The sequence below is a fragment of the Rahnella sp. CG8 genome, from assembly GCF_023701875.1.
In the GTDB taxonomy this organism is placed as follows: Bacteria; Pseudomonadota; Gammaproteobacteria; order Enterobacterales; family Enterobacteriaceae; genus Rahnella; species Rahnella aceris.
The window spans coordinates 19,456-44,602 of sequence record NZ_JABAED010000030.1; the positions used below are offsets into that span (position 1 = coordinate 19,456).

Below are 25,147 nucleotides of genomic sequence, written 5' to 3' on the forward strand. Positions count from 1 at the left end.
TACTTGTGAGTAAGTTAGGGGGATGTATGTGCAGGACAATATTGGCTGTAATACTATACGATAAAGATTTCGCAGATTCGCATACACTCAGTAGCTTGATGAATAAAAACCATGTTGATCTCGATCTGGTGATTATCAACAATGGGCCAAAACATCTTGAGAGCGATATTGATTTTATAAAAAGTCTTGGGTCTTTTGTTAACGATATTGATTATAAAGAGTTTGTTGATAACAGACCTTTGAGTTGGATTTATAATGGTTTGTTTAGGGAATATAATGAATACGATCGTTATATTTTATTGGATGATGATAGTATTGTAAGTGAAGACTACATAAATAAATGTGAACAATATTATACCGATGAAGTAGATATACAATTACCAAATATTCGTGATAGGGTAAGTGGGGGCTTTTATTATCCTAAAATTGATAAAAAGGTACAAAAAATTAGTGATGGTGAGATTATAAACTATCAATCTTATGTGATTTCAATTGGTTCTGGTCTTGTTATTTATCGTTCTTTAATAGAAAAATTTTTCGAATTGAATATGGAGTTATTTGATACCAGATTTGCACTTTATGGTGTTGACTATAGTTTGTTTCACCGGATTGAATCATTAAAGAAGCTGAAGGTTAAAGTCACTATTCAAGTGGTGGGGACTTTCGAACATTCACTTTCTAGAGTAGGCCAGGTCGATAGTGAATGGCGTATAATAGAGCGACTTTACGATAGCGTATTATCAGTGAAATACTATTCTCGCAATAAATATGTCAGCTTAGTTAGACTATTGAAAATATCCTGTTATCAATTAATCAAGTTTAGATTTTCGAGTGTATCCCTTATCGTTAAAATTTTTACCGCCGGCAAACACCCTAGATGCTAATAGATTAGTTTTGGTGTGTTTATTAGCAGTGGATCTGTTTTTACTTTCTTATTTTATTTATACCTTATGAAGGTTTGTTAGTATTTTAAAATCTCATGAAGTATATTTATTTTAATTAATAAGATTATATTGATGTATCTGGTGTCAATGGTTGAGTTTTATAATTTAAATTAAGGGTCGCATATGTCTAAAGTTGCGCTTGTTACCAGTATGACTGGACAGGATAGCCATTATTTGGTTGAGCTCTTACTAAGCAAAGGTTATGTGGTTAACGGTATTATGCAATGTAATTCATTGCTTGAAAATGATTTTACGGAATATGAATATAATGGACAAGTTGCACCTGTCCCTAATTTGTATATTCACTATGGGTTGATATCTGATCCCTCATTTTTGATGGATTTAATAATCACCCTACGTCCAGATGAAATTTATAATATAGGTGGGGGGAATGTAAATTATGATGAGTGCGCAGCCCCCTACAACTCTTCAGTAAGTACTCATATCCCTGCACTGAGAATACTTGAGGCTATACGTTTTCAAGGTTTAGAACATAAAGTCCGTTACTACCATTCTTCACCCTCTGAACTTTGCAGTTTAGTTAATGGTATAAATATCAATGAAATGGTGACAACTAAATATTGCGCAACTGAAACTATGGCGATGGTTTCAGATTTTTGGACGGTAGTAAATTACCGCAATACTTTTGGTATGTATGCCTGCAACGGTATACTTTATAACCATGAGTCTCCTTACCGAAGTGAGCGCTTTGTGACCAGAAAGATTTCAAAAAGTTTAGCGAACATCACCCTGGGTGTTGAAGAGTGCCTCTATTTAGGTAATCTAAATGCACTACGGGATTGGGGGCACACCAGAGATTACGTAAAAATGCAATGGTCAATGTTGCAACAAGCTAAACCTGAAGATTACGTTTTTGCCACGGGTGTGCAGTACACGGTGCGGCAATTTGTCATATTTGCTGCGTTGGCTTTAGGGATAAAACTTCGTTTCGTAGGGAGAGGCATAGAAGAGAAAGGTGTTATAGCAGCAATTATCAGCCCTATTGCTGCTGCTTTAAAAGTTGGAGACGTAGTGGTTGCTGTTGATCCGCGTTATATTCGCATGGTAGAAAAATCCAAGGTTTCAGCGAATCCTATCAAGGCAAGAAATACTCTAGGCTGGTTGCCTGAAACGTCCTTGCAAGATCTGGTAATTGAGATGGTTCAAGCTGATTTAGCATCTGCTAAAGAAACAATACGGTTAAAAAAATCTGGATGAGGGTCTGCACAGATATTGGGTTGATTTATCATTCTCGTCAACTTGCGTAAACATTCCACTGCTATTATTCTCTGCAATACTATGATTTTTTTCATGGAAATATTCCTGTTGTAGTGTATTTTCAGGATAAAAATTCGCGTTTCAGTCAATAGCGAGTGTGATGAAAAATTATGCGTTTTTTTATTAAATTTTGAGTTCCCAGTCAATATAGATAACTTATGAAAATAATATCTAGAATAAATAAAAGTAAATCCATATCTAATATGATTTGGCTTTCTTCGGACAGTATTATCAGATTGGGATTGGGCTTCATCATCAGTGTTTGGCTTGCGAGATACCTGGGCCCAGATGATTTTGGTTTATATAATTATGCATACGCTATGATAGCTATTTACTCTGCTATTGCTTCATTGGGAATGAACGGTGTTGTTGTTCGAGAGTTGGTAAAGGCTGATACTGAAAAAAATGTTTTACTGGGTACTTCCTTTTTCCTACAAATCATTGGAAGTCTTATAGCTTCTGTATTTGTTATTTCTACGACAATGATTCTCAGACCACACGAGTGGAACTTAGTACTCATTGTATTAGTTATGTTACCCTCGGTACTTATAAGGTCTTCTGACGTAGTTAAATATTTTTTTGAGTCTGTTGTATCCGCAAAGTATACAGTTATTTCTCAAAATATAGCATTTGTCATTAGTTCTTTATTGAAAATATTAATAATAGTTAATAACGGATCATATTTAATGATCGGGTTTACAGTGACGATTGAAGCACTGATAACTGCTTTCTTATTGTTTTACTTTTATAAATTAAAACACAAAGAGTTTAACTGGAAGGTCGATTTTCAGGAGGCCAAAAGATTACTTTCACTAAGTTGGCCCCTAATTATTTCTGGCGTTGCATTAATGTTGTACATGCGTATAGACCAGGTAATGATAGGAAATATGATTGGCAATGCCGCCGTTGGTATATATTCTGTTGCTGTCAAAATGGTGGAGGTGTGGTATTTTATACCTGTGGCAATCGTGTCATCGGTATTCCCTAAGATAATTAAGATAAAAGAAGTTAGCGAATTGCAATATAACGAAAGATTGCAGTTGTTATATGATGTTTTAGTCGTTGTCAGTGTTTCTCTTGCGATTTTTGTAAGCTTGTTTGCTGATTATATAATCTCGTTTTTTTATGACATACAGTATATTGAATCATCGAGATTAATTAAAATGTATTCATGGGTTTGTATCTTCTATTTTTTAAGTTCAGCTAGTGGACGATGGTATATCAATGAGGGATTGCAAAAATATGCCTTAAATAGAAATTTAATTGGCCTGCTTATTGGAATATTCCTTAATTATATTTTGATCCCAAAATATGGTATGGATGGTTCAGTTTATGCAACGCTGATAGCTTATTTTTGTGCTGGATATCTCTTCGATGTTTTTAGCCATAAGACAAGACTTGCGTTTTATCAGAAAACGAAGTCTCTATGGCTACCAGGTGCAATATTGAGAATAAAAAAAACCATTTCAAGGTGAAATTTATATGAAGCGAATAGTTGTTCTCTATGGGGCATATGATCGATACAATTACGGCGATAATTTGATGCCAATTCTTTTAGAGAAATACGTAAAAAAATTCCATACTGAAAAGTTGAAAGAAATAGATTTTGTCTATTCCTCAATTAAAGCCTCAGATCTCAGTAATTATAAGTGTATGCCTACAGTTGCCATGCGCGATTTACTTGATATTCCACCCGGATCAACCGTTATTATTGTTGGCGGAGAAGTGCTTGGTGCTTCAGTAGGAATTCTCTACACACATGTTCAAGATAGCTTATTAGTTACTAAATTTTTGCGCCTTATAAACCGCATTTCTCCTTCATTATTGAATAAGTTTGCAAAATCGTATTATGATGCTGTGTGGGAATATCCTTATATTCCTGATAAACGATCCTTTAAAAATAATGTTAAAGTAATTTTTAATACTGTTGGTGCTAAGCCTCCTGTTTCACAACGAAATAATATAAAAAATTCTGACTATATCTCGGTCAGAGATGATCGTACATTTAATTATGTGTCAACCTTTTGTGAATCTAAGCTCGTTCCTGACTCTGTATTGATGGCCTCTGGTATCATTGATAATTCTTTTTTTGATACCGTTGTTCGACAGGAAATTAAAGATAAAATAAGAAAGGATTACATTAGTATTCAGGCTTGTCCTTATAAAGTTAATTTTACTGCTCAAGAATTGGCTAATCAGTTAGATAAGACGATCAATGAACATAACCTCGATGTTATTCTTCTTCCAATAGGTTATGCGAGTGGACATGATGATATTGTTTTTCTCGAAAAAGTCAAAAGTCTCTCTAAGAGAGATATGTTGATTTTAGATGATCTCAACGTATGGGAGATAATGTATATAATTGCAAATTCTAAAGCTTTTTATGGGACTAGTTTACACGGCGTAATTACAGCTATGTCATTTTTGGTACCACATTTCTCTATTAATAAAAAAATTGCCAAGCTTACTTCTTTCGTTAAAACATGGAGTGTTTATCCCTACAATACCCCCATTGAAATTAATGATATCCCCAACACAATTTCAAAGATGGCTGACTATAGTGACGTTGAACTTCGCATTGCTGTTGAAAAAGCACAAGGTATAATCTACAAAAGCCTTGATGAAGTTTCTAACTTATTGTGATTTTTAATAGGAAAATTTAAAGCTGAGGAATGTAGATATTCTTGGTTTTTTTTTCTGCAAAATTATACTCATTTTCAAGGTGTGATAAAATTACAATGCAATTCTGCCTTTGCCACTTTGAAGCAGAGTGATAGGGTTCTTCTACTTAAAGTATTGTTCTTAGCCTTCGCCAAAAAGGCGGCGCGTCTGAAGCTGTACGGCTAACGCCAGTCGCTGTTTCTGACGATGTACGAAAAAAGCCGGAGAATGCGCTGACATTCTCCGGCTTTTTTTTGCCTTCAGAAAAGCTGTTTATTTAGCGCCAAAACAGGCATCCAGCCCTGCCTGAGTATCTTTGCTTGCCAGACCTGGCATAGGTTTATCGGCGATAAGCGTGACGCCGGTATCGACATACCCGGAAACCTTTTTGCCGTGTCTGGCATAGGCAACGGCAGCATCAACACCCATCGCCGCCATCGTTAAAGGATACTGCTGGGCCGTGGCAGCAATCTTGCCTTCACGTACGTAATTTACCCCCGCACACCCGCCATCAACAGAGAGAATCATGGCATTCTTTTGTTTACCTGCTTCCTGCAAGGCTTTGTAGGCTCCGGCTGCGGCCGGTTCATTGACGGTGTAAACCAGATTAATGTCCGGATGGGCTTTCAGGCAATTTGTCATGACCTCGTAGCCTTGTTTCTCAGCCCCTTCGCTATAGCCTGCACACACAATTTCGGGTGCGGCGGACAGTTCACTGGATTCGGCACCTGCCGCAGTTAACCCCAATCCTTTCATAAATCCGTTGTGTCTTCTTGCCCCTACCAGATGTCCTGGCGATAAATCCAGCATCGCTATTTTGAGGGGTTGTCCCGCGAACGTCAGCGGCATGGCCGCCTGAGCATACTGGCCAATCAATTCGCCAGCTTTATAGTTATCGGTGGCGAAGAGGGCATCGACGGCACTGATCGGATCCGTCGGGGAATCGAGGGCGATAACCTGCACGCCTTTCGCCCGGACCTCATCGAGTGCGGGCACAATGGCCTTAGCATCGCTCGGCGTAATGAGCAATGTTGTCGCGCCAGAGGCCACCATGGACTGAATCGCGATGATCTGTGAAGGATAATCGCTGTCTTCTTTACCGGCTGCGGTAAGCAGTTTGACCCCGTGTACGGTGGCCCCCAGCATGGCACCTTCTTTCATTTTCAAAAAGAACGGGTTGGTGTCTGTTTTAGTAATCAGGCCTATCGTGATGTTCTCATTGCTGCTGGCAAGAGCTGCCGATGTCAGCAGGGTCGTCGCCACGGCAAAAACGCAGGAAATTTTCATGTAAATACCTTAGCGGGTGGCTGTTGCAGTGACATTAAGATTTCCCGCACGTGAAATATCAAATGCAGAAATCCCCTCCAGCAAGATATGAGCCTGTTGTTTTAAACTGTCCGCTGCTGCCGCACTTTGTTCTACTAACGCGGCATTCTGCTGCGTCGCCTCGTCCATGTTGACCACGGCTTTATTGACCTGATCGATGCCAGTATGTTGTTCGCTTGAGGCAAGGGTAATCTCAGCCATCAGGCTGTTGACGCCTTTGACCGCGTTCACCACTTCCATCATGGTGGTGCCCGCTTCATCCACCAGCTTAGAACCGACGTTAATCCTTTCAACAGACTCGCTAATCAGGTTTTTAATTTCCTTGGCGGCATTGGCGCTGCGCTGTGCCAGCGTTCGCACTTCACCGGCAACCACTGCAAAACCACGTCCTTGCTCACCGGCACGGGCTGCTTCAACGGCGGCGTTAAGCGCCAGAATATTGGTCTGGAAAGCAATGCCTTCAATGACCGTGATGATCTGTGTCACTTTGCCTGAGCTTTCGGCGATTTCATGCATGGTGCTGACGACGCGTTCAACGACGTTGCCGCCGCGTTGCGCCACTTGTGACGCACTTGTGGCCATCAGATTCCCCTGATGGGCATTGTCGGCGTTGTGTTTCACTGTCGCGGTCAGTTCCTCCATGCTTGCTGATGTCTGTTCCAGTGAGGAAGCCTGGGCTTCGGTCCGGCGACTCAGATCCTCATTGCCCAACGTAATTTCGGTGGATGCACTGACAATGCTTTCAGCGGAATTAGCCACCTGGTTGATTAACTGATGCAGTTTCGCCTGCATTCCGCCAAGCTCTGCCAGGACGCTGTTTTGTGGTGCATTTTCCGCGCCTTTCACTTCACTGAGATCACCCGCAGCAATACGTTGTACCACCTGACCTAAAACAAGCGGTTCTTCACCCAGTGCACGGAACAGGGAACGGATAATAATGCCCCCCAGAATAACCGCCAGACTCAGTGCGACCAGGCTGATAACGATGAAAATGAGGCGGGTTTGTTGATACGCATCTTGTGCGGTATTCAGGCTCTCTTTAGCCCGTACGTTACTGTACTGGAGATAGTCATTGGTCGTATTCAGCAGCAGCGCCAACTGAGGTCGTAGCTCGCGATTCATGCGGTCAATCGCTTCAGCTTTCTTCTCTTCAAGGGCCAGATCAACAATATGTTTAGCAACCGGACGGTATCCTTCTTCCGCATTAGAAATCGCGGTCACGAATTGCCGATCCTTATCTGTGACGTCAGAGTGTTCTTTGATTGCCGCCTGAAGCCGGTTCAGCGCGGCTGCGGTTTTCTCTTCTGCAGCAGCAACTTGTCTTTTACCTGCTTCGATATCAGCAGCCTCACTGACCAGCACCAGCCCGTAAATATTCAATGAACTGTCTTTTACGCCGCTGAGAATTAAATTCACAGCCGCCTCACGGGCGGAAACCTGCTGTACGTGAGTTTTGAATCTGTTGTTGGCCTGGCTTAACGCGTTGATAGAGAGCAGGACTACTGCGAGAACAATGACGACTAAAACGCCAAATCCCAGCGTAAGCTGGGTGCGTACAGTAGTGTGTTTAAAAGACATAGTGGTAACTCCCTGAAATTGCGATTAAAAAGGTGCGGGCACCTTAAGTTATGACAACATTTCAATCAGTCTCGTGCGTAAAATGTCGTTACCGGAGTAGCCTGTCAGGAAACACAGGATAGAAATCTGTCGGGAAGAAACTGAAGTTGGTCACGTGAACCGAATGAGTTTTAGTGATTAAGTTAACGGCACACTGGCGAGGAAACTTGATAGCAGGGGGCGGACAGCCGGTTTGTTTGTCAGGAAAGTGTGATGTCTGTCAGGTTTTCATGCCGGCAATGTTTTCACGCGCTGTTGCGCATAACCTCTGAACGAAAGGCGCGGGCACAGGGCCGTCAGTGTGGCCGTCACGCCGGTTTCATCATCAGAAAAATAATTCCATTTTTATAATCACAGGCAATGATTCAAGTTTCATATTTTGAAACATAAAGCCCTTAATAACCCTCAAACTAAGCTTGCACTATAGAGTATAGCCAGTGCTATATTCGTCTTTGCCGGATAAAATTCACACAAAAATAACAAGCAAGAACAGGGCGGGCAGTATGCGTGGAACAGGCCAGACTTCTTCTCTAACCGACAGAACCAATGCGGCGATTGCTAACGCCATGTCCGGCCGCAAACGCGGCCTGATGACACCGCTGTTGTTTGCGGGGCCTGCGGTGATCGCCTCGATCGCCTATATGGATCCGGGTAATTTTGCGACCAATATTCAGGCTGGCTCGCGCTATGGCTACGCGCTCCTGTGGGTGGTCGTCATGGCCAATATGATCGCCATGCTGTTTCAGGCGCTCTCCGCCAGACTGGGGATCGTCACCAACAGAAATCTGGCGGAAATGTGTCGCGACCAGTTCTCCAGACCCGTGGTTTGGGGGATGTGGGTGGGCAGCGAAATCGCCGCAATGGCGACCGATCTGGCCGAATTCCTCGGGGGGGCTTTAGCCCTGTCGTTACTGTTCCATATGCCGTTACTGGCCGGGATGGGTATCACGGCGCTGGTTACCTACGGCCTTTTGATGGTGGAAAAGCGTGGTTTCCGCCCTGTTGAGCTGATGATCGGCGGGTTAGTGGCGGTGATTGCGCTGTGTTATCTGGTTGAAATGTTTATTGCGCAGGTTGACTGGGCCGCAGCCGGTCTGGGCATGGTGACACCGCAACTGCCCGACGCGCAGGCGCTGACCATTGCCGTGGGGATCATCGGAGCCACCGTGATGCCACATGCGATCTTCCTGCACTCGGGGCTGACTCAGCACCGTACCCATGCCAGGAATCCGGGCGAACGTCGTACACTGCTGCGTTTTTCCAATATTGAAGTGGTGATCGCGCTGACCCTCGCCGGATTGGTGAATATCGCGATGGTGATTATGGCCGCGAGTGCCTTCCATGCCGGCCACAGCGATGTGGCGGAAATCGAAACGGCTTACCACACCCTGACTCCGCTGTTGGGGGCGGGGGCGGCAGGTTTCTTCCTGCTGTCATTGATTGCTTCCGGTATTTCCAGTTCAGTGGTAGGCACTATGGCAGGCCAGATGATCATGCAGGGCTTCGTCGGTTTTCGCATTCCCGTCTGGTTGCGCCGTCTGGTCACCATGATCCCTGCGTTTATCGTGGTGGCGATGGGCGTTAATGCCACCGACGCGCTGGTATACAGCCAGGTGGTGCTCAGCCTGGCGTTGCCTGCGCCGATGATTGCATTGGTGATATTCACCAGCCGTCGCGACATCATGGGGGAGTTTGTTAACAGCCGCCTGACTGTCGTGACTTCCATCATCGGCACCGTGGTGATTGTGGCGCTCAATATCATCCTGCTGCTGCAAACATTTGGCGTGAATATCCCCGGTCTGGAATAATGCCAGAAGGCTTACTTCGCCATCGCCTTCTGGTTCTTCGCCCGCAATTTCTTCGCCCGACTCTCCAGCATCAAATAGCACACCAGCGCCAGCAGCAGCGGCAGGAAGTAGTAGAGCATACGGTAGGCCAGCAGGGCGGCGATAATCGTGCCCTGCGACGTATGTTCTCCGGCCAGCAGGGCGATAAACACCGCTTCCAGCACGCCGATCCCCGCCGGAATATGCACAATAACCCCGGCGATACTGCTGACTAACAGCACGCCCAGCACAAAGAAATAGTTCACATCCTCGCCTAACAGCAGCCAGATAATCGCCCCCATGGCCATCCAGTTGGCGCTGGAAATTACCATCTGCGCCACGGCAAATTTAAACGACGGTAGCACCAGTTTTTGCCCTTTCACCGTCATATGGCGGCGTTTAGCATAGGCGCAGAACCAGACGTAAGTGGCCACCATCGCCAGCAGCACAATGCCCATAATGCGCAGTGTGCCTTCGTCGATGTACCAGTGCGAAGGCAGCTCCACGACGCCGAAGGTGAAGATAATTCCGCCGAGCAAAATATAGCCAAGCCAGTTGGTGGTAATGCTCAGTGAGAAAATGCGGGTGATCGTGGCGCCGGGCAGACCCAGGCGGGAGTAGAGCCGGTAACGCATGCCGATGCCGCCAACCCAGGTGCTGAGCGTGAGGTTAAAGGCGTAGCAGATAAATGACACCAGCATCACCTGACGGGCCGCGAGTTTGTGCCCGCAATAAGCGCGCGCCAGCAGATCGTAACAGCCGTACAGCAGATAGCTGATGATCACCAGCACCACTGATATCAGCAGTGGCGTGCGGTTGTAATTGCGAATGACCTTCCACACGTCTTCCCAGTTGACCGTGCGGGCGTAAACCACCAGCAGCACAGCCACGGCGATAAAGAAAATCCAGGTGAGTATTTTTTTCGCCAGACGCCACTTCGGATGTGATGCAGACATTATGATTTCACCTCTGAATTCTCTGACGTCACCCGATCCTGCGTTTCAATTTCGGGTTGTACGGGCGGCTTTACCTGGGCAAGCCTTGGCGTGTGCGCCGGTAGCCAGCCGACCATGGCCGGAAATTTACGCAGGAAGTGAAACGCCACCACGCTTTTCGCCAGGTTCCACCAGGTGCGTTTCGGGGCCATAGTTTGATCCACGCGCTGGCAGTCTCTGGCGATAATACCGTGCAGGTTCTCGCGCAGCGTCTGGTTAAACGTCCGGTCGTGGATAATCAGATTGGCTTCAAGATTGAGCGACAGGCTCAGCGGATCGAGATTACTGGAGCCGATCGTCGCCCAGTGAGCATCCATCAGCGCGACCTTGCCGTGCAGCGGACGACGGCGATATTCATACACCTGCACACCGCCTTTCAGCAGATAGTTGTACAGCAGCTCTGCACCGACTTTTACAATCGGCATATCCGGCTCGCCCTGCACGATGAGTTTTACCTGCACGCCGCGGCGGGCTGCATTGCGCATGGCGTGAAGCAGACGGTAACCAGGAAAGAAATAGGCGTTGGCGATAATCACTTCGCGCCTGGCGCTGGCCAGCATTTTCAGATAGTGACGCTCAATATCATCCCGGTGATCGTCATTATCGCGCCAGACAAACAGCGCCTGCGCCTCGCCGGGATTGCGATTTTCCGCCGCATGATAGCGGCGACGTTGCTGCCACCATCGGTGGGTATGCGCATGATCAGGCAGATTTTCCAGCTCAAACTGCAAAATGTCATCCACCACCGGGCCTTCCACCCGTACGGCGTAATCCTGCTTGGCCTCAGGACCGTAATCGGACATGTGCTCGGCGGAGTAATTAATCCCGCCGACAAACGCCACTGTATTGTCGATGACAACAATTTTACGGTGCATACGGCGGAAGAGATTGGTTCGCATACCGAACAGCGGCGGGCGCGGGTCGTAATAGCGAAACACCACGCCTGCTGAAGTCAGTTCGCCGACGAAATCATCGCTCAAATCAGGCGATCCGTAGCCGTCGAGCAGCACTTCAACCCCGATACCGCGCTGTGCGGCGCGCAGGAGCACCGCGTGTAACTGGCGACCCACGTCATCCTCAAACCAGATAAAGGTTTCGAGAATCACTTTACGCTGAGCGTTATCGATAGCGTCAAATACCGCCGGGTAATATTCGTCGCCATTTTCCAGAAGCTGGATGCGGTTGCCTTCCCGCCAAGCGGTTTTCATAGATGGATCTCCGCGCTTAACGGGGCATGATCGGACAGATGACGCCAGTTACGCAGCGGCAGCACCGCAGGCGCGCTGGCATTGGCATTTTTCACATAGATCCTGTCAAGACGCAGAAGCGGCATCCTGACCGGGAAAGTGCGCGCCGGGCGGCCTTTTGCGCGGGTGAAAATCTCATCGAGTCCCGCCTGTACTTTAAGCGGGCGATTGGCTTTTTGCCGCCAGTCGTTGAAATCGCCCGCCACCAGCACCGGTTCTCCCTGCGGGAAAGCGTTAACCCAGTCGGCCAGCATCTTGAGCTGCGCCTGGCGGTGCGCTTCGCGCAGACCCAGATGTACGCAAATCACGTGGACAGGAGACCCAAGCTGCGGGGGCACGATACGGCAGTACAACAGGCCGCGATTCTCGCTACCCGCGACTGACACGTCGCGATTCTCGTAATGTTCAATGGGATAGCGTGAAAGGACGGCATTGCCGTGATGACCTTCCGGGTAGACCGCGTTGCGCCCGTAGGCGAAGTCGCTCCACATGGTGTCAGCAAGAAATTCGTAATGGGGGATGTCCGGCCAGCTTTCCACGTGCGACGAATGCACATCATGTGCGCCCGTCACTTCCTGCAGGCAGACGATATCGGCACCGACGGTGCGTACCGCGTCGCGCAGCTCGGGTAAAATGAAGCGTTTATTAAACGCGGTGAAGCCCTTGTGAGTATTAATCGTCAGTACTTTCAATGAAAATTGCGGTCTTTGTTGGGTCATTCTTTATCCTGCCAGCGTCACTATCCTGATGAAAATAAAGTATAGTTTCTGTTACGAAAAGAGGCGGCGTCATGTGTGTCCGGGTGAAACGAGCACCGGGGTAATGCGCGCCCTCTTTTGACAGCCCCTCACTTTCGATGGCTCTTTTCTGCTCCTTTCTTCTCACTTCGCCAAATCAAAAATTCCCATTTTTGTTTACTTCCGTTTTGCTGGTTAAGCTATGAGCATCATCACTCTTTAATCAGTTTCGTGCACTTATTCTGAATACAGAGAAGGCGGGTGGATATGTTTCTTGAAGAACGTCGGCAGCAAATCCTGGAATATCTGGATAAAAACGAGCGGGTAAAAGTGGAGGTTTTGGCGTCCCTGTTTGCGGTGACCAGAGAGACCATTCGCAGTGATCTGAATGCTCTGGCGGCTGAAAAATTGGTTCAGCGATGTCATGGCGGTGCAATGGTGATACGGCGGAGTTTGCAGTCAAAGCTAATTGCTGACACCGGTGGCAACTTTGAAGTGTTGCTGCAACGGCTGCAGAGTCAGAAAAGAAAGCAGAGCGTACAACAGGGGAAAGGAAAGAACATGAAAGGTAAGGTTTGCATTCTGGGTTCATTTAACGTCGATATCGTGGCGAAGGTTGAACGTTTTCCAAAAGGCGGAGAATCCCTGTTGGCGCTGGGCAGCACGCTCGGCCCGGGCGGCAAAGGGGCGAATCAGGCCACGGCGGTCAGTCGTGCGGGTGCCAGAGTGCATTTCGTTTCCAAGGTGGGTAAGGATCAGTTCAGCCAGTTTGCTTATGATCACCTGACCTCCTCGGAGATCCACTCCTTTACCCTTTATCAGTCGGACACTGAGCCGACCGGCAACGCCATCATTTATGTCTCGCAGGAAAACGGCGAGAACATGATTGCCATTTATTCCGGTGCCAATAAAACCATCAGCGAAGACGAAGTGGCAGCGATCGCCCCCGAACTGGAAGATTCGGACGTGCTGCTCGTACAGCTCGAAAACAATTTTGCCGCTACCCTGAGCGCGATGAAATTGGCCAAAGCGCTGGGCGTGAAGGTGATACTCAACCCGGCCCCTTTCTCGAGCCATGCGCTTGAGTGTCTTGAATATGTTGACGTTATTACACCTAATGAAACTGAGGCATCGCAGCTTTCCGGCATTGACGTGAAGGATTTAGCCAGCGCCAAAGAGGCTGCACAGCGTATCGTCAGCCAGGGGGCGAGGCGGGTGATTATTACCATGGGATCGCGCGGCGCGTTGCTGTTTGACGGTAATCAGTTCCAGCACATTCCGGCCTTCCCGGCGCTGAGCGTTGATACCACCGGTGCAGGCGATGCTTTCAACGGCGCGCTGGCCTCAAGTATTGCCAATGGACAAAGTCTGGTTCAGGCGGCGACCTATGCCGCGGCGTTTGCCTCGCTGGCCGTCGAGCGTGAAGGTGCATCAAACATGCCTGATAAGGCTCAGGTTTCAGCACGTCTGGCGCAGCGATAAATGCTGCGGTAATTCTTTAGTTTCTTGTGACGGTCGCTGCCTTGATGCATTGAGTTTAGCGGCCACGTAATCGATTCCGTCTTAAGGAGCAGTCATGACTAAAAGTATTGAAGGCATCGTGCCGGTGATGTTGACCCCTTTCACCGAAGACAACCAGATTGACTATCCGGGCCTGACCCGTTTGATCGACTGGTATCTTGAGAAAGGTGTAGATGCGCTGTTCGCCGTGTGTCAGTCGAGCGAAATGCAGTTTCTGACCCTCGAAGAGCGCGTTGCGCTGGCCGGGTTTGTGGTGAAGCACGTCGCGGGGCGCGTGCCGGTAATTGCCTCGGGCCATATCAGTGATGATATCAATGACCAAATCAGTGAGCTGAGTGCGATGGCGAAAACCGGAGCCGACGCACTGGTGCTGGTCACCAACCATCTCGATCCGAAAAATCAGGGCAGTGAGACCTTCTTTGCCACCCTGGATAAGTTGCTGAGTGCCTTGCCTGAATCCATGCCGCTGGGTTTGTATGAGTGTCCTGCACCGTATCGCCGTCTGCTGACCGACGAAGAGCTCACTTACTGCGCCAACACCGGCCGCTTCGTTGTACTGAAAGACGTGAGCTGTGACCTGGCAACCGTTACCCGCCGCGTGAAGCTGGTGGCAAATACGCCGTTGAACATCATTAATGCTAATGCCGCGATTGCTTATCCGGCGATGCTGGCGGGGTCTAAAGGATTCAGCGGCGTGTTCACCAATTTCCACCCCGAGCTTTACAGCTGGCTGTATCACAAGGCGGCAACCCAGCCGCAACTCGCCGACGAGTTAGCCATTTTCCTGTCGCTGGGCGCGGTGACTGAAACACTGGGGTATCCGAAGAATGCCAAGATTTATCATCAGCGTCTGGGCACTTTCGACAGCGAGTTCTGCCGTGTGAATAAAGACAATGTGCTGGAAAAGTTCTGGGGGCTGACCGTATTGCTGGATCAAATTCACAGCGGCACGGCGCTGTGGCAGAAAAAAATCGCCGCCGTATAAGGTGAGATAGCCATGAGTGAGTGATGCGGATGAGTTGCCATCTTATCCGCTGATTAATGGCCTGGTCGGATATTCTATGCACATGATGATGCTGCCAGGCCGTCAGTTTCAAATCTATAACCTTTTTAGCCGTAATCCGACCCTGAATATAAATATAAAAGGATTATTCAACATGATCGTATGTTGCCTGAGAGACTGGGAACGTGAGAAATTCGCTTTCCATCCGATTATTAATAAAGGTATTGAGTATATTACTCAAACTGATTTTACCACGCTGACACCAGGGAAATTCGATATTATTCCGGACAAGATGTTTTGCCTTCTCCAGGAAATGAATACCGTTCCTGCTCATGAAATGCGGGCTGAGTCACATTTCAGGTTTGCAGATATTCAATTTCTCTTGCAGGGAGAAGAAACCATCGGTGTGGCGCGCGGTGCGGCGGAGCACGAGGTGGCAGAAGACCGGGCGGAGAAGCATGACATCGTGTTTTATCAGGAAACGAATAATGAATCGCTGATTCGTTTGGAACCCGGCATGTTTGCCGTTTTCTTTCCGCAAGATTTACATCGCCCTTGCTGTAATACCCGAAGTCAGTCTTTTATTCGTAAAGCTGTGATTAAAATTCACCTGAGTCTGTTCAATGATGACTTATTTATGAATAACCAATAGTGGATAATTAAAATGATGAAAGACGCTACCTCTCCTCCCGATACATCTTTGGTTAAAACGGCTGCTCCTGTTGTTTCACGCTTGCGCTGGGGCATTATTTTTATTTTGTTAATGGCGGCGGTCATTAATTATCTCGACCGTGCCAATTTAAGTATTGCTAATACCACCATTGCGAAAGAGTTTGGTTTCAGCCAGACGGAAATGGGCCTGCTGCTGTCTGCTTTCCTGTGGCCATATGCGCTGGCAAACCTGCCTGCGGGCTGGTTGGTTGACCGTTTCGGTCCTAAAAAAATGTTCTCGTGGGGCGTGGGGCTGTGGTCCACCTTCACGGTGATGGCAGGTTTCGTTAATGGTTATTCCATGTTCTATGCCCTGCGCATGCTGCTGGGCATTTCCGAATCACCGTTCTTTACCTCCGGCATCAAGATTACTCACCGCTGGTTCTCTGATAAAGAGCGCGCGCTGCCGACCTCCATCATCAATACCGGTTCGCAGATTGCCAATGCCATTGCACCGCCAATCCTGACCGTGCTGCTGTTAACGCTCGGCTGGCGCGGCATGTTTATTGCCATTGGCCTGGCGGGGATTCCGCTGCTGCTGGTATGGCTGAAATTTTACCGCAATCCGACCGAGCGCGAAGAAAAGGTGATCCACGCCAATTCTCAGCTGGTGCAGAAGTCGGTGACCGAAGTTAACGGCAATAACAAGGCGAGTTGGGGAGCGTTGTTCAGGCATAAAACCACCTGGTTTATGGTGATCGGCAACTTTTCTATCATGTTCACTATCTGGGTTTACCTGACCTGGCTGCCGGGCTACCTGGAAAAATCGCTGGGTTTTAGCCTGAAACAAACAGGCTGGCTGGCGGCCATTCCGTTCCTGGCGGGGATTTTAGGTGTGCTGTGCGGCGGGGCTATCTCTGACCGTCTTATCCGTCGCGGTGTGAAGACGATTACCGCGCGTAAGGTGCCGATTGTGGCCGGTGCAGCGCTGGCGGCTTGCTTTGTGGCGCCGATTCCTTTTGTGCACAACACAACACTGAGTATCGCGCTGCTGTCAGTTGGCTACTTCTTCTCGCAACTGCCGCAGGGTGTCATCTGGACGCTGGCCTCAGACATTGCGCCGAAAGAGCAGGTGGCATCGATGGGCGCCATTCAGAACTTTGGTGGTTTCCTGGGGGCGGCCTGTGCGCCGATTGTCACCGGGCTTATTCTGGATGCAACCGGGCAGTTCACCAACGTCTTCTTTCTCGGCGCCGGTTTACTGATGCTGGGCGCGTTAAGCTACGGACTGTTCGTGAAAAAGCCTATTTTGGTGACAATGTCGAAATAGCGACAATCGTAAACTTCATTAAACGCCTGACTATCGGGCGTTTAATGAGTACGGGTTTCCCATGTTTCGCCTTTTGACACACTGAAGACAGTATGGAGAGTCCGTATTTCTGAAAGCAAAAAACCCGCCATAGGCGGGTTTCTTTAAATATGGTGCCCGGACTCGGACTAACGCCGCAGGCGTTTGAACAACGGCTTTGCCGTTGGCCCGCAGGGCGAGCCTGTCAAGGCGAGTCATCGAACGGAGTTCGATGGAGAGTCCGCATCTCTGAAAGCAAAAAACCCGCCATAGGCGGGTTTCTTTAAATATGGTGCCCGGACTCGGAATCGATAGTAATCGTAATGCGCTGTTTAATAAAATGATTTAATGGTTAAGTGCGATATTAAGCCCCTCTTAAAGCCCCCAGGCCAAATGACTTCATTTTTGAGATATTTCGCAGAAATATCAGAATTTTTGATTACTCTTTCCAGAAGGTGGCTATTCACCAGAGCCACAGGTTGAATAATAAACGCTCTATTGACTCCAACAGAAATTATCCGAAGTCAGTAACTGGCTGCCGCTAGTATTGCACGCTTTAGCCCTGCTGACAGGCATTATAACCCAGCGCAATCCAGGTAGTTTTTGCCGCAACCACTCGGACCCGTTATCAGCCGGTCTTTGTGCCCCCCACTCGTTTTGACTCAGTTGGCTATCTGGGAACGCTCCAGGTTTCCCGGCGTCTGGTAGTCGATAAAGCTCATTTATCAATGAATTAATTTGGGGCAGGTAAGCTAGCGGGCAGGAACTCCGTCGCTAATTGCACGAACTGATAGGAGCATTCCAGTAGAGCCAAGCGCCCACAGTCCAGTTCGGTATAGCGCACACCTGCAAGTGTCTCAGCCACCGTGGAATTAATCGCCACTATCCTTGGGGGATTATTAGCTGCCGTTGAGTCTTGGCTGATTGATTCTCATGCAACAAATTAATAAAAAACTAAAAAAGATAGCCATGCCTAAGAAGCCAAATGCAATAATCGAGTCCGTTGTGCTGAGAATATAACCCATAACGAATGGGCTCACGGCCGCACCCGCTGCTCCAAGGTTTTGTACCGAAAAATAGCTTCCACGAGCGTATGCTGGTGCTATCAGATCGGTTATTAAAAATAACGCAGGAACAAAAATAACCTCGCCCAGTGCAAAGAGGAACATGCCAGCGATCCAGGCTGGACGATACTCGCTAGCATGAAAAAAAATAATGAGGCCAACTACAAAGCAACCTGTTGCAATCATAAGAAACTTAAGCATATTGCTCTGAGTTATCTTACTGATAATATAATGCTGAAACAGCAACACGACTGCAGCATTAGTGAACATCATCAGTGCGACTATGCTGGATGCTGTCTGTGCACTGTAGTGCTGCACCAGATGTTGCGAAAGATAGGCAACGGGATTTCCGTATACGAATGCTCCAAAAAATGAAGCTAGGGTTAACAGAAACAGATTTCCTGAAGAGAGATCCTCCAGGCGGGGTATAGTTTTGCTATCAGTTGATAACGCATCATTATTTTCTGTTTGCTGGATACTGAACCCTCTGAGAACATCAGTCCGTATAATTAGCCAGACAAGCGGTAAAAGTGACGCAACTGCACCTGCGTAAAAAATCGCATTTAGTTGCCAACTCTGGACCAGAGCGCCAAGCAACGGCCCAAGAGCCCATCCCATATTAACTGCAAAATAATTGGCCGAAAAAATCTTCTTTTTATCGACGATATCCTTCCGACCGGAGATGTAAGTTCGAAGTAGGATTTCGATGCAGGAATAAGCGAAATTCATCACGATAAGTAAAATTGTAAGCGTGACAAGCCCATCTGACAAAGCACCCAAAAACACCGAGAGAAGAAACAATAGCAGGAGAACGAATACTGTCAGCCATGCGTTTTCAGCGCGGGCAAGCCTGCCCGCGTAAAGGCTTAAAACAATGCCAGCAATGGAGCTCAACGATAGTGCAAAACCGGCAGAAGTGATGCTTTCACCGAAGGCGGCAGTCATGTACACCGCCAAAAACGGGATGACCGCACCGCGAGCGATAGTAAGAAGAAACGAGGAAAAAAGGAAAAACGAAACAACCGGATTACCTCTTGTTACTGTTACGCTTAATTTCATCGATACCCACTTTATTGACTGTCAATTTATCGTTATCGCTCGGTTTATTTTCGGGATAAAAATTAATGTTAATTCCATCATGATAACCGTAGATAATCCCGATGGAGTGAAAGAGTATTATTATGATTTCTTTAAAATAACTTTCATTATCTTTATTGGCAAGATCTACGGTTTTATTTTGTTTTTTTCCTATTATCAGGATTATGCATAAAAAACCTCATCAATAGATACATTCGTTCTGAGAGATACTGTTTTTTATTATGTAAATAAACAGACCGGTACGAGAAGGTCAGGAGGCATAATTATGAGTAGCGTGATCCTTAGGATTTCGCAATTTACTCTTTCCTTTGTGCGTAATTTATTAAAAATAAAGGATTTTTTATTAACTCCTATTTTATCAGTAAGATAAAATAAATAGCACAAATTGCTAAAGCCTATTTACCTAACACAACAATTGGAGAGTAATCAATAAATCAAAATGTTACTGGTTTCATAATAAGAAAATCCTTAACATCAAAATTACAAATAAACAACAAAAATAAAAAATAGTGTTGACTTGAAACCTTTGTTTGAGGTTAATTATTTGTGAACGAAGCAGGTCTAATACGAAGGCAGGCAGAATATTTTCCTATTCTGTCAGGGCATTATTTGTCTTGAAATAATCATCAAGGTAATACTAGTAATAATAACTAATAGTTATTATTACTGTCCGCCATTTTATTTGCATCTGCTTCGGGCCCGCGCTCTACGTCAGCAGTTCGTTATCCGAAAACATTATTTCCTATGTGAACATACGTTCAGGAGAAGATTATGCAAAACGTTACCGGTCAATCAGCCATCTCCACCCGCGTTCTCAATGCCGCCATTGTCAGCAAGAATGAGCTCAGCCGAATTTCTGAAAATGCAAATGCAATCCGAGCGAAAGCAATGGAACTCACTGATTCCTGGGAGGGAGTTATGTTTGCGCTTCCATCCGAAGATCTGGAGCGCATCGCGCTCGCTTTGGGGTTCACCCCCGAAGTGGCTGAGAACATCCATAATGAAATTCGCTCACTGGGTTATGCTAAAACCCAATCAATGGCAGGCCCCGCTTCAATTGCGACCTATCATGCATCGGATGTCAGCCTGCTGGCTCTGCGTGGCGTGACGGACTTCGATAATGCTCTTTCGCACGTCAATGACAGTAATCTCCAGCAACTGCTGAACGATAACCAAGATACCTTCCAGCGCATCCGCAACGCCCTGCCGGAGCACGCTGCGCGCATGAATTTCAAACCTGAAACCGCCGCCGCTGTATTGAAATCTCTCGGAGCAAATATCTCCCCCGATCTGCTCTATGAAATTTGCCCGAAATACGGTACTAGCTCCGTTATTGATCTTGAAGGGCGCCGCGGTGTGACCACTGAATTTATTCGCTGCGTGACACTGACTCTGGGCACCACTGTTTCCTGATCCTCATCCATGACAGTGTACTGGTAACGACAGTGATCGGTATGCTGTCTCTTTTTTATCAGGAGACTCGTTATGAACGATCCTGCATTTCTCCATGTTAATGATATCCGGAAACAACAGTACCTCCGGGATGGTTATCTGCTTGTAGAATCACTGCTGGACCCGACCTGGGTTAAGGACCTCAACAGTGTGATTCACCAGTTAACCGAGGATTCGCTGCGCTCCGGCAAGTATGAGCATGTACTTGAATTCGAAAAAGGTACGGTGGATGGCCATCAGGTCCCTCGTCGTATTTTCAATCCCTATGAGCAACATGAGTCTTTTCGTCAGGCGGCGGTTGATGACCGTATAATGGCATATGTGCAGGCGCTGATAGGCCCGGATATCGCCCTTCAACACAGTAAGTTGAATATGAAACCGCGCAAAGTCGGCTCTGTTGTTGAATGGCATCAGGATTATACCTACTTCCCGCACACAAATGACAGCCTGACGGGTGTACTCATCTACCTGGATGACGCTACCGCTGAAAACGGTTGCCTCGAAGTGCTTCCGGGGTTGCATACCCGAACCTTTGATCATGCGCTTGCGGATGGCAGTTTTGCCGGCATGATAACTGAAGATATGAACGAGCGCATTTATGGCAGACCCGTGAGCCTGGCCGCTCCCGCAGGTAGTGTGATTTTTCTGCATCCGTTCACACCTCATCGCTCAGCACCAAATACGTCAGATGCTCCCCGGAGCACATTGATATTTGAATATCGTGCAACGGACGCTTTTCCGCTTTACACCGGGAGTCAACTGATTTCTATGGAAGCCTGTGCCCATCATTTACGAGGTGAGCGAAAGAAAACAGCCCGCTTCGGCGGACCAGCACCAGATATTTACACCCCGAAAGACATTCCCAAATCACTTTATGAACTCCAGGATGCATCCCGTGATGCACTGAGCCAGAGCTGAACCACACTAACCGACGGAGCTGATTTATGTCACAGACTGGTATTAACCGTATCGCTGCCGACTATCACGAAAACGGCTATGCGGTTCTAAGAAATGTCTTTTCGCCGGACGAGGTCTTAAACCCTGTCATGATTGCCTATGATGCATACTGCGACAGCCTGGCAGAAAAATGGCTGGCAGATGGCACCATCGGTACTTATGAACCGCATGATACAACTGAAAATAAGATGCTTTCACTGATGCGCCAGACGGATGGTAATTGCTTTCAGAGTCTCGATATTACACTGCCTGTTGAAGACACTATCCGTAAGGACTCGCCACTTTATCTGGATGAAACCATTTTCCGATTGCTTCGCCATCCCCGGCTTTTGGATGCCATAGAGCAAATCATCGGGCCTGAGATTTATTCCGTCCCGGTGCAGCACATGCGAATCAAGCCACCCCAGAAAAATATCACCCAGGAAACGCGTAGCCATACACTCACACTAACCGGAAAAACATTTTGGCATCAGGACCTGGCAGTCGTGACTCCGGATGCAGACAGAACGTCCATGTTGGGTGTCTGGTTGCCTATCAACGAGGCGACCGAAGAGAACGGCTGCCTTATTGTGGTACCAGGCAGTCACAAAGGCGGATTGGTGCATCACTGCGATAAACCACACCTCCAGGGGATACCTGACGAACTCGTCGGTGAAGATTTTGTCGCTCTTCCTGTCAGGCCGGGTGATGCGATTTTTCTTCACTCCTTGACCATGCATGCGTCTTTGGCCAATGCAAGTCGAGGAGGACGGTGGAGTTTCGACCTGCGATATTGCCCGACTGGCCAACCAACGGGCAGAGAATGGTTCCCCGGTTTTGTGGCAAGAAGTCGAAATAATCCAGTGTCTGAGCTCAAAGATCATGCATCCTGGGTACAGGCTTGGCATAACGCCCGCTTCGCGCTGGCCGGTCAGCCACATCCCAAGTTTGATCGCTGGGATAAACATGATCGCAGTCCGATTTGCGCCTAGGAGGTAAAGATGTTTGATATCTCTATGCTCAAAAAATCAGGTACTTTTTCTGTCTCTGAGGGTCCACCGAGGCTGGCACTGGTGCATCATGGATTTCGGACTACCCAACTAGGCGCCGCAGATAAACGTCAGGATAAATTTGCCGCTCGTTATGCCTCCCTGGGCCTGCTAAATCTAGCTCGCTCTGCCCAAGTGGACGCTGAGCGCGGGCTAATCCCCTTCAAACCTCACATAAAATATTTTGATGAGGATAATTACAGCGGAGATGCGGAGCTGGCCACCGCTATTTCCGAGTGGCTGAGACCGGCCAGTGCTCGCTTTGTGCTTATCAGCCTCTATTCACTTGCGTTTGAACGTACTCGGTCCATGGTTTCCCTGATGGACCCCGAAGAATTTTGTATCATGGTTGGCGGCGCACACCCTACGGTTGCACCAGAAATAGATTTTGCCCATTTAGTGGTGAGAGGTGAAGGGGGCGGTGCTCTCAGGCATACACTCTCCACGTTTCTTAAGCCCGACTTTGGTGAAGGAGAAGAGGCCCGGGGCATTTGTTTTGTGCGTGATGGGAAAGTCACCATGGGCGCCACCGTTTTTGATAAATCGTTGGCTAGTATTCCCTCGCCTGCATTTGCCTATGAGCTTATCCAGGATGACACCACTCTGGCCGGCGAGTCTCGCGAGCGATGGTGGAAGGCCGTTGGTGAGTCCCAGCAGATTTATATCTGTACCCAAAGCTGTAGAGCTCGATGCACCTTTTGCTCAACCTATCTCATTCACGGCAAACTTGTTTCACGACCGGTTGAATTAATCGAAGGTGACATCAGGTATCTCTTGCAATTCGGGAACGACTCTATTCAGTTTCATGATGATGATCTGCTTCAGCACGAGAGCCTGGATGAGCTGCTCGAAATGCTATCAAATTACAATATACTATGGACATGCAATGCCCGCTCGGAAGTGATGAATGCCAATCTCGCCGCGCGCATGTACCGCGCTGGTTGCCGCAAGGTCTTTCTGGGCTTGGAATCCATGGACCAGCGAAGCCTCGATTATTACAACAAGGCCACCACGGTGGAGATGAACATTAATGCGGTCACTGTCTTGGATGCCGCCGGCATAGGTGTTGTCTGCGGCTATATCATCGGTGCGCCTCATGACACTATAACCAGTATTTTGGATGACTTGGATCGGGTGCTGAAACTGCCTATTTTCTTCTTGGCAACAGCAATACTGACGCCGGATATCGGCACAACAGAATACAAACGTGCGTTGAGGCGAATTCCCTTACTGCAGGAACTGGGTGACGGGGGAACAAAAATGAACATTCGGCCCCGGCCTGATCTCTTTGGCGCGTCTGCTCCCTACGGACTTCCAACTGTTGCGGAGGCCGTAACCAAAGATCAGCTTAATGAGCTCTATGCAATGGTCAATTGTGAGTTCATACTCCGGCCAGAACTGCTGGAAAGAGTCCACCGCTATGTTTATCCCACCCGCCTTAACGAAGCATTATCCTGGTGTTCCCTGCAGCGACAAAGAGTCAGGGAGCTTGCCACTGGCGCTACTATTCCAGAGGTCAGGCAGCGAGCAAAGCGGCTTTCTCAATTTATCGAGAATAGAGGATTGTTATCTGAATATGAAATGAGGGATTCCGCATGAACACCAAGTCGTTCGCAAGTAGCTATGTTCCCTGGTTTCCTGAGCAGATACAGGCGATGTTGCGTGAAGGAAAAGATCCCCACAAGGATTTGGTTGAGCTGTTTATGACAAATACCGCAATACATGCCACCAGTGAACAGCGACGCGCTATTGTGGAAAGTCACTACCGTATTTCTAACGAACTCATTAGCCCACATAGTACGCAGGATATTCTTTCGTTTTGTACCGAAATTCTCTCTCTTACGCAAAGCCGCCCGGGATGTGTGGTTGAGGCGGGGTGCTTCAAAGGTTCAAGCACAGCCAAGTTCAGCCTGGCCGCGGCGCTTGCTGGGAGGCCGTTCGTGGTGTTTGATTCATTCATGGGCTTGCCGGCACATAACGAGGACCATGGTATCAGTATTGAAGGCCGGGAGGTTATATTTCGCGAAGGTGAGTTTTGCGGCTCGCTGGAAGAAGTGAAGGCAAACGTTGAAAAGTATGGTGACATCACAATATGCGAGTTTGTGCCTGGATGGTTTTCAGAGACAATGCGTAACTGGTCCAGGCCCGTTGCCACGGCATTTCTGGATGTTGACCTGCTGCTTTCAACCCGCGAATGCCTGCGGTGCCTCTACCCCTGCCTCGTGCCAGGAGGGAATATTTACTCACAGGATGGACATCTTCCACTTATCTTGGAACTGCTGGAGGATGAACAGTTTTGGCGGGAGGAACTCAATACTGAACCGCCCATCCTTGAAGGTATAAGAAAAGGCAAACTGATAAAAATCACCCGACCTTTTATGTAATAGATGTCAG

The 25,147-nt window shown here is 47.6% G+C and carries 20 protein-coding genes; 14 read left to right on the forward strand and 6 right to left on the reverse strand.

Features of this window, described 5'->3' with window-relative positions; translation table 11 throughout:
* Positions 1-41 precede the first annotated feature (41 nt).
* The 4 genes from HGO41_RS21510 (at position 42) to HGO41_RS21525 (ending at position 4,865) form a co-directional block, all read left to right on the forward strand.
* On the forward strand, positions 42-884 hold the full coding sequence (locus HGO41_RS21510) for a hypothetical protein (RefSeq protein WP_250981383.1): 843 nt from the start codon (positions 42-44) through the stop codon (positions 882-884).
* 183 nt (positions 885-1,067) lie between these two features.
* Positions 1,068-2,162, forward strand: a complete 1,095-nt coding sequence (locus HGO41_RS21515; RefSeq protein WP_241916948.1) for a GDP-mannose 4,6-dehydratase — start codon at positions 1,068-1,070, stop codon at positions 2,160-2,162.
* Between the two features lie 218 nt (positions 2,163-2,380).
* Entirely contained in the window at positions 2,381-3,697 is a 1,317-nt protein-coding gene (locus tag HGO41_RS21520) for a flippase (protein WP_241916949.1), read from the forward strand.
* Between the two features lie 7 nt (positions 3,698-3,704).
* Positions 3,705-4,865 (forward strand): polysaccharide pyruvyl transferase family protein, encoded by a 1,161-nt coding sequence (locus HGO41_RS21525; RefSeq protein WP_250981384.1) that lies wholly within the window; start codon positions 3,705-3,707, stop codon positions 4,863-4,865.
* Positions 4,866-5,156: 291 nt separating this feature from the next.
* Here HGO41_RS21525 and HGO41_RS21530 read toward each other — a convergent pair whose 3' ends face one another.
* The gene (locus HGO41_RS21530) at positions 5,157-6,170 is read right to left on the reverse strand and encodes a substrate-binding domain-containing protein (protein WP_037033306.1); all 1,014 of its coding nucleotides are present in this window, start codon (positions 6,168-6,170) and stop codon (positions 5,157-5,159) included.
* A gap of 9 nt (positions 6,171-6,179) precedes the next feature.
* On the reverse strand, positions 6,180-7,787 hold the full coding sequence (locus HGO41_RS21535; protein ID WP_013576863.1) for a methyl-accepting chemotaxis protein: 1,608 nt from the start codon (positions 7,785-7,787) through the stop codon (positions 6,180-6,182).
* 542 nt (positions 7,788-8,329) lie between these two features.
* On the opposite strand from HGO41_RS21535, the gene HGO41_RS21540 reads away from it, so the two are divergent.
* Positions 8,330-9,634, forward strand: coding sequence for an Nramp family divalent metal transporter (locus HGO41_RS21540; RefSeq protein ID WP_013576862.1), 1,305 nt, complete (start codon positions 8,330-8,332; stop codon positions 9,632-9,634).
* A gap of 11 nt (positions 9,635-9,645) precedes the next feature.
* Here HGO41_RS21540 and HGO41_RS21545 read toward each other — a convergent pair whose 3' ends face one another.
* From HGO41_RS21545 to HGO41_RS21555, 3 genes are read right to left on the reverse strand one after another with little or no spacing between them, the layout of a single operon-like run.
* Complete coding sequence (locus tag HGO41_RS21545; RefSeq protein ID WP_015690358.1) at positions 9,646-10,608, reverse strand: lysylphosphatidylglycerol synthase domain-containing protein; 963 nt, start codon at positions 10,606-10,608, stop codon at positions 9,646-9,648.
* On the reverse strand, positions 10,608-11,855 hold the full coding sequence (clsB, locus tag HGO41_RS21550; protein WP_015690357.1) for a cardiolipin synthase ClsB: 1,248 nt from the start codon (positions 11,853-11,855) through the stop codon (positions 10,608-10,610). The genes HGO41_RS21545 and clsB overlap by 1 nt, the downstream gene beginning before the upstream one ends.
* Positions 11,852-12,613: an endonuclease/exonuclease/phosphatase family protein gene (locus HGO41_RS21555; RefSeq protein ID WP_200222831.1), complete on the reverse strand. Its 762-nt coding sequence runs from the start codon at positions 12,611-12,613 to the stop codon at positions 11,852-11,854. Before HGO41_RS21555 ends, clsB begins: the two co-directional genes overlap by 4 nt.
* 285 nt (positions 12,614-12,898) lie before the next feature.
* On the opposite strand from HGO41_RS21555, the gene rbsK reads away from it, so the two are divergent.
* The 4 genes from rbsK to HGO41_RS21575 all read left to right on the forward strand — a co-directional run bounded on the left by rbsK (position 12,899) and on the right by HGO41_RS21575 (position 17,136).
* Positions 12,899-14,113 (forward strand): ribokinase, encoded by a 1,215-nt coding sequence (gene rbsK, locus HGO41_RS21560; protein WP_013576858.1) that lies wholly within the window; start codon positions 12,899-12,901, stop codon positions 14,111-14,113.
* 94 nt (positions 14,114-14,207) lie between these two features.
* Positions 14,208-15,137, forward strand: a complete 930-nt coding sequence (locus tag HGO41_RS21565; RefSeq protein WP_015690356.1) for a dihydrodipicolinate synthase family protein — start codon at positions 14,208-14,210, stop codon at positions 15,135-15,137.
* Between the two features lie 172 nt (positions 15,138-15,309).
* Positions 15,310-15,807, forward strand: coding sequence for a NanQ anomerase/TabA/YiaL family protein (locus HGO41_RS21570; RefSeq protein ID WP_041673240.1), 498 nt, complete (start codon positions 15,310-15,312; stop codon positions 15,805-15,807).
* Positions 15,808-15,822: 15 nt separating this feature from the next.
* Positions 15,823-17,136: an MFS transporter gene (locus HGO41_RS21575; protein WP_173362116.1), complete on the forward strand. Its 1,314-nt coding sequence runs from the start codon at positions 15,823-15,825 to the stop codon at positions 17,134-17,136.
* Between the two features lie 917 nt (positions 17,137-18,053).
* On the opposite strand, the gene HGO41_RS21580 is transcribed toward HGO41_RS21575, so the two are convergent.
* Entirely contained in the window at positions 18,054-19,277 is a 1,224-nt protein-coding gene (locus HGO41_RS21580) for an MFS transporter (protein WP_250981385.1), read from the reverse strand.
* An 810-nt stretch (positions 19,278-20,087) separates the two neighbouring features.
* Between HGO41_RS21580 and HGO41_RS21585 the strand changes: the two genes are divergently transcribed.
* The 5 genes from HGO41_RS21585 (at position 20,088) to HGO41_RS21605 (ending at position 25,137) form a co-directional block, all read left to right on the forward strand.
* Entirely contained in the window at positions 20,088-20,729 is a 642-nt protein-coding gene (locus HGO41_RS21585; protein ID WP_250981386.1) for a hypothetical protein, read from the forward strand.
* A 72-nt stretch (positions 20,730-20,801) separates the two neighbouring features.
* Positions 20,802-21,686, forward strand: a complete 885-nt coding sequence (locus HGO41_RS21590) for a phytanoyl-CoA dioxygenase family protein (protein ID WP_250981387.1) — start codon at positions 20,802-20,804, stop codon at positions 21,684-21,686.
* A 26-nt stretch (positions 21,687-21,712) separates the two neighbouring features.
* Entirely contained in the window at positions 21,713-22,696 is a 984-nt protein-coding gene (locus HGO41_RS21595) for a phytanoyl-CoA dioxygenase family protein (protein ID WP_250981388.1), read from the forward strand.
* Between the two features lie 9 nt (positions 22,697-22,705).
* Complete coding sequence (locus tag HGO41_RS21600) at positions 22,706-24,352, forward strand: B12-binding domain-containing radical SAM protein (RefSeq protein WP_250981389.1); 1,647 nt, start codon at positions 22,706-22,708, stop codon at positions 24,350-24,352.
* Positions 24,349-25,137, forward strand: a complete 789-nt coding sequence (locus HGO41_RS21605; protein WP_250981390.1) for a TylF/MycF/NovP-related O-methyltransferase — start codon at positions 24,349-24,351, stop codon at positions 25,135-25,137. Before HGO41_RS21600 ends, HGO41_RS21605 begins: the two co-directional genes overlap by 4 nt.
* Positions 25,138-25,147 lie beyond the last annotated feature (10 nt).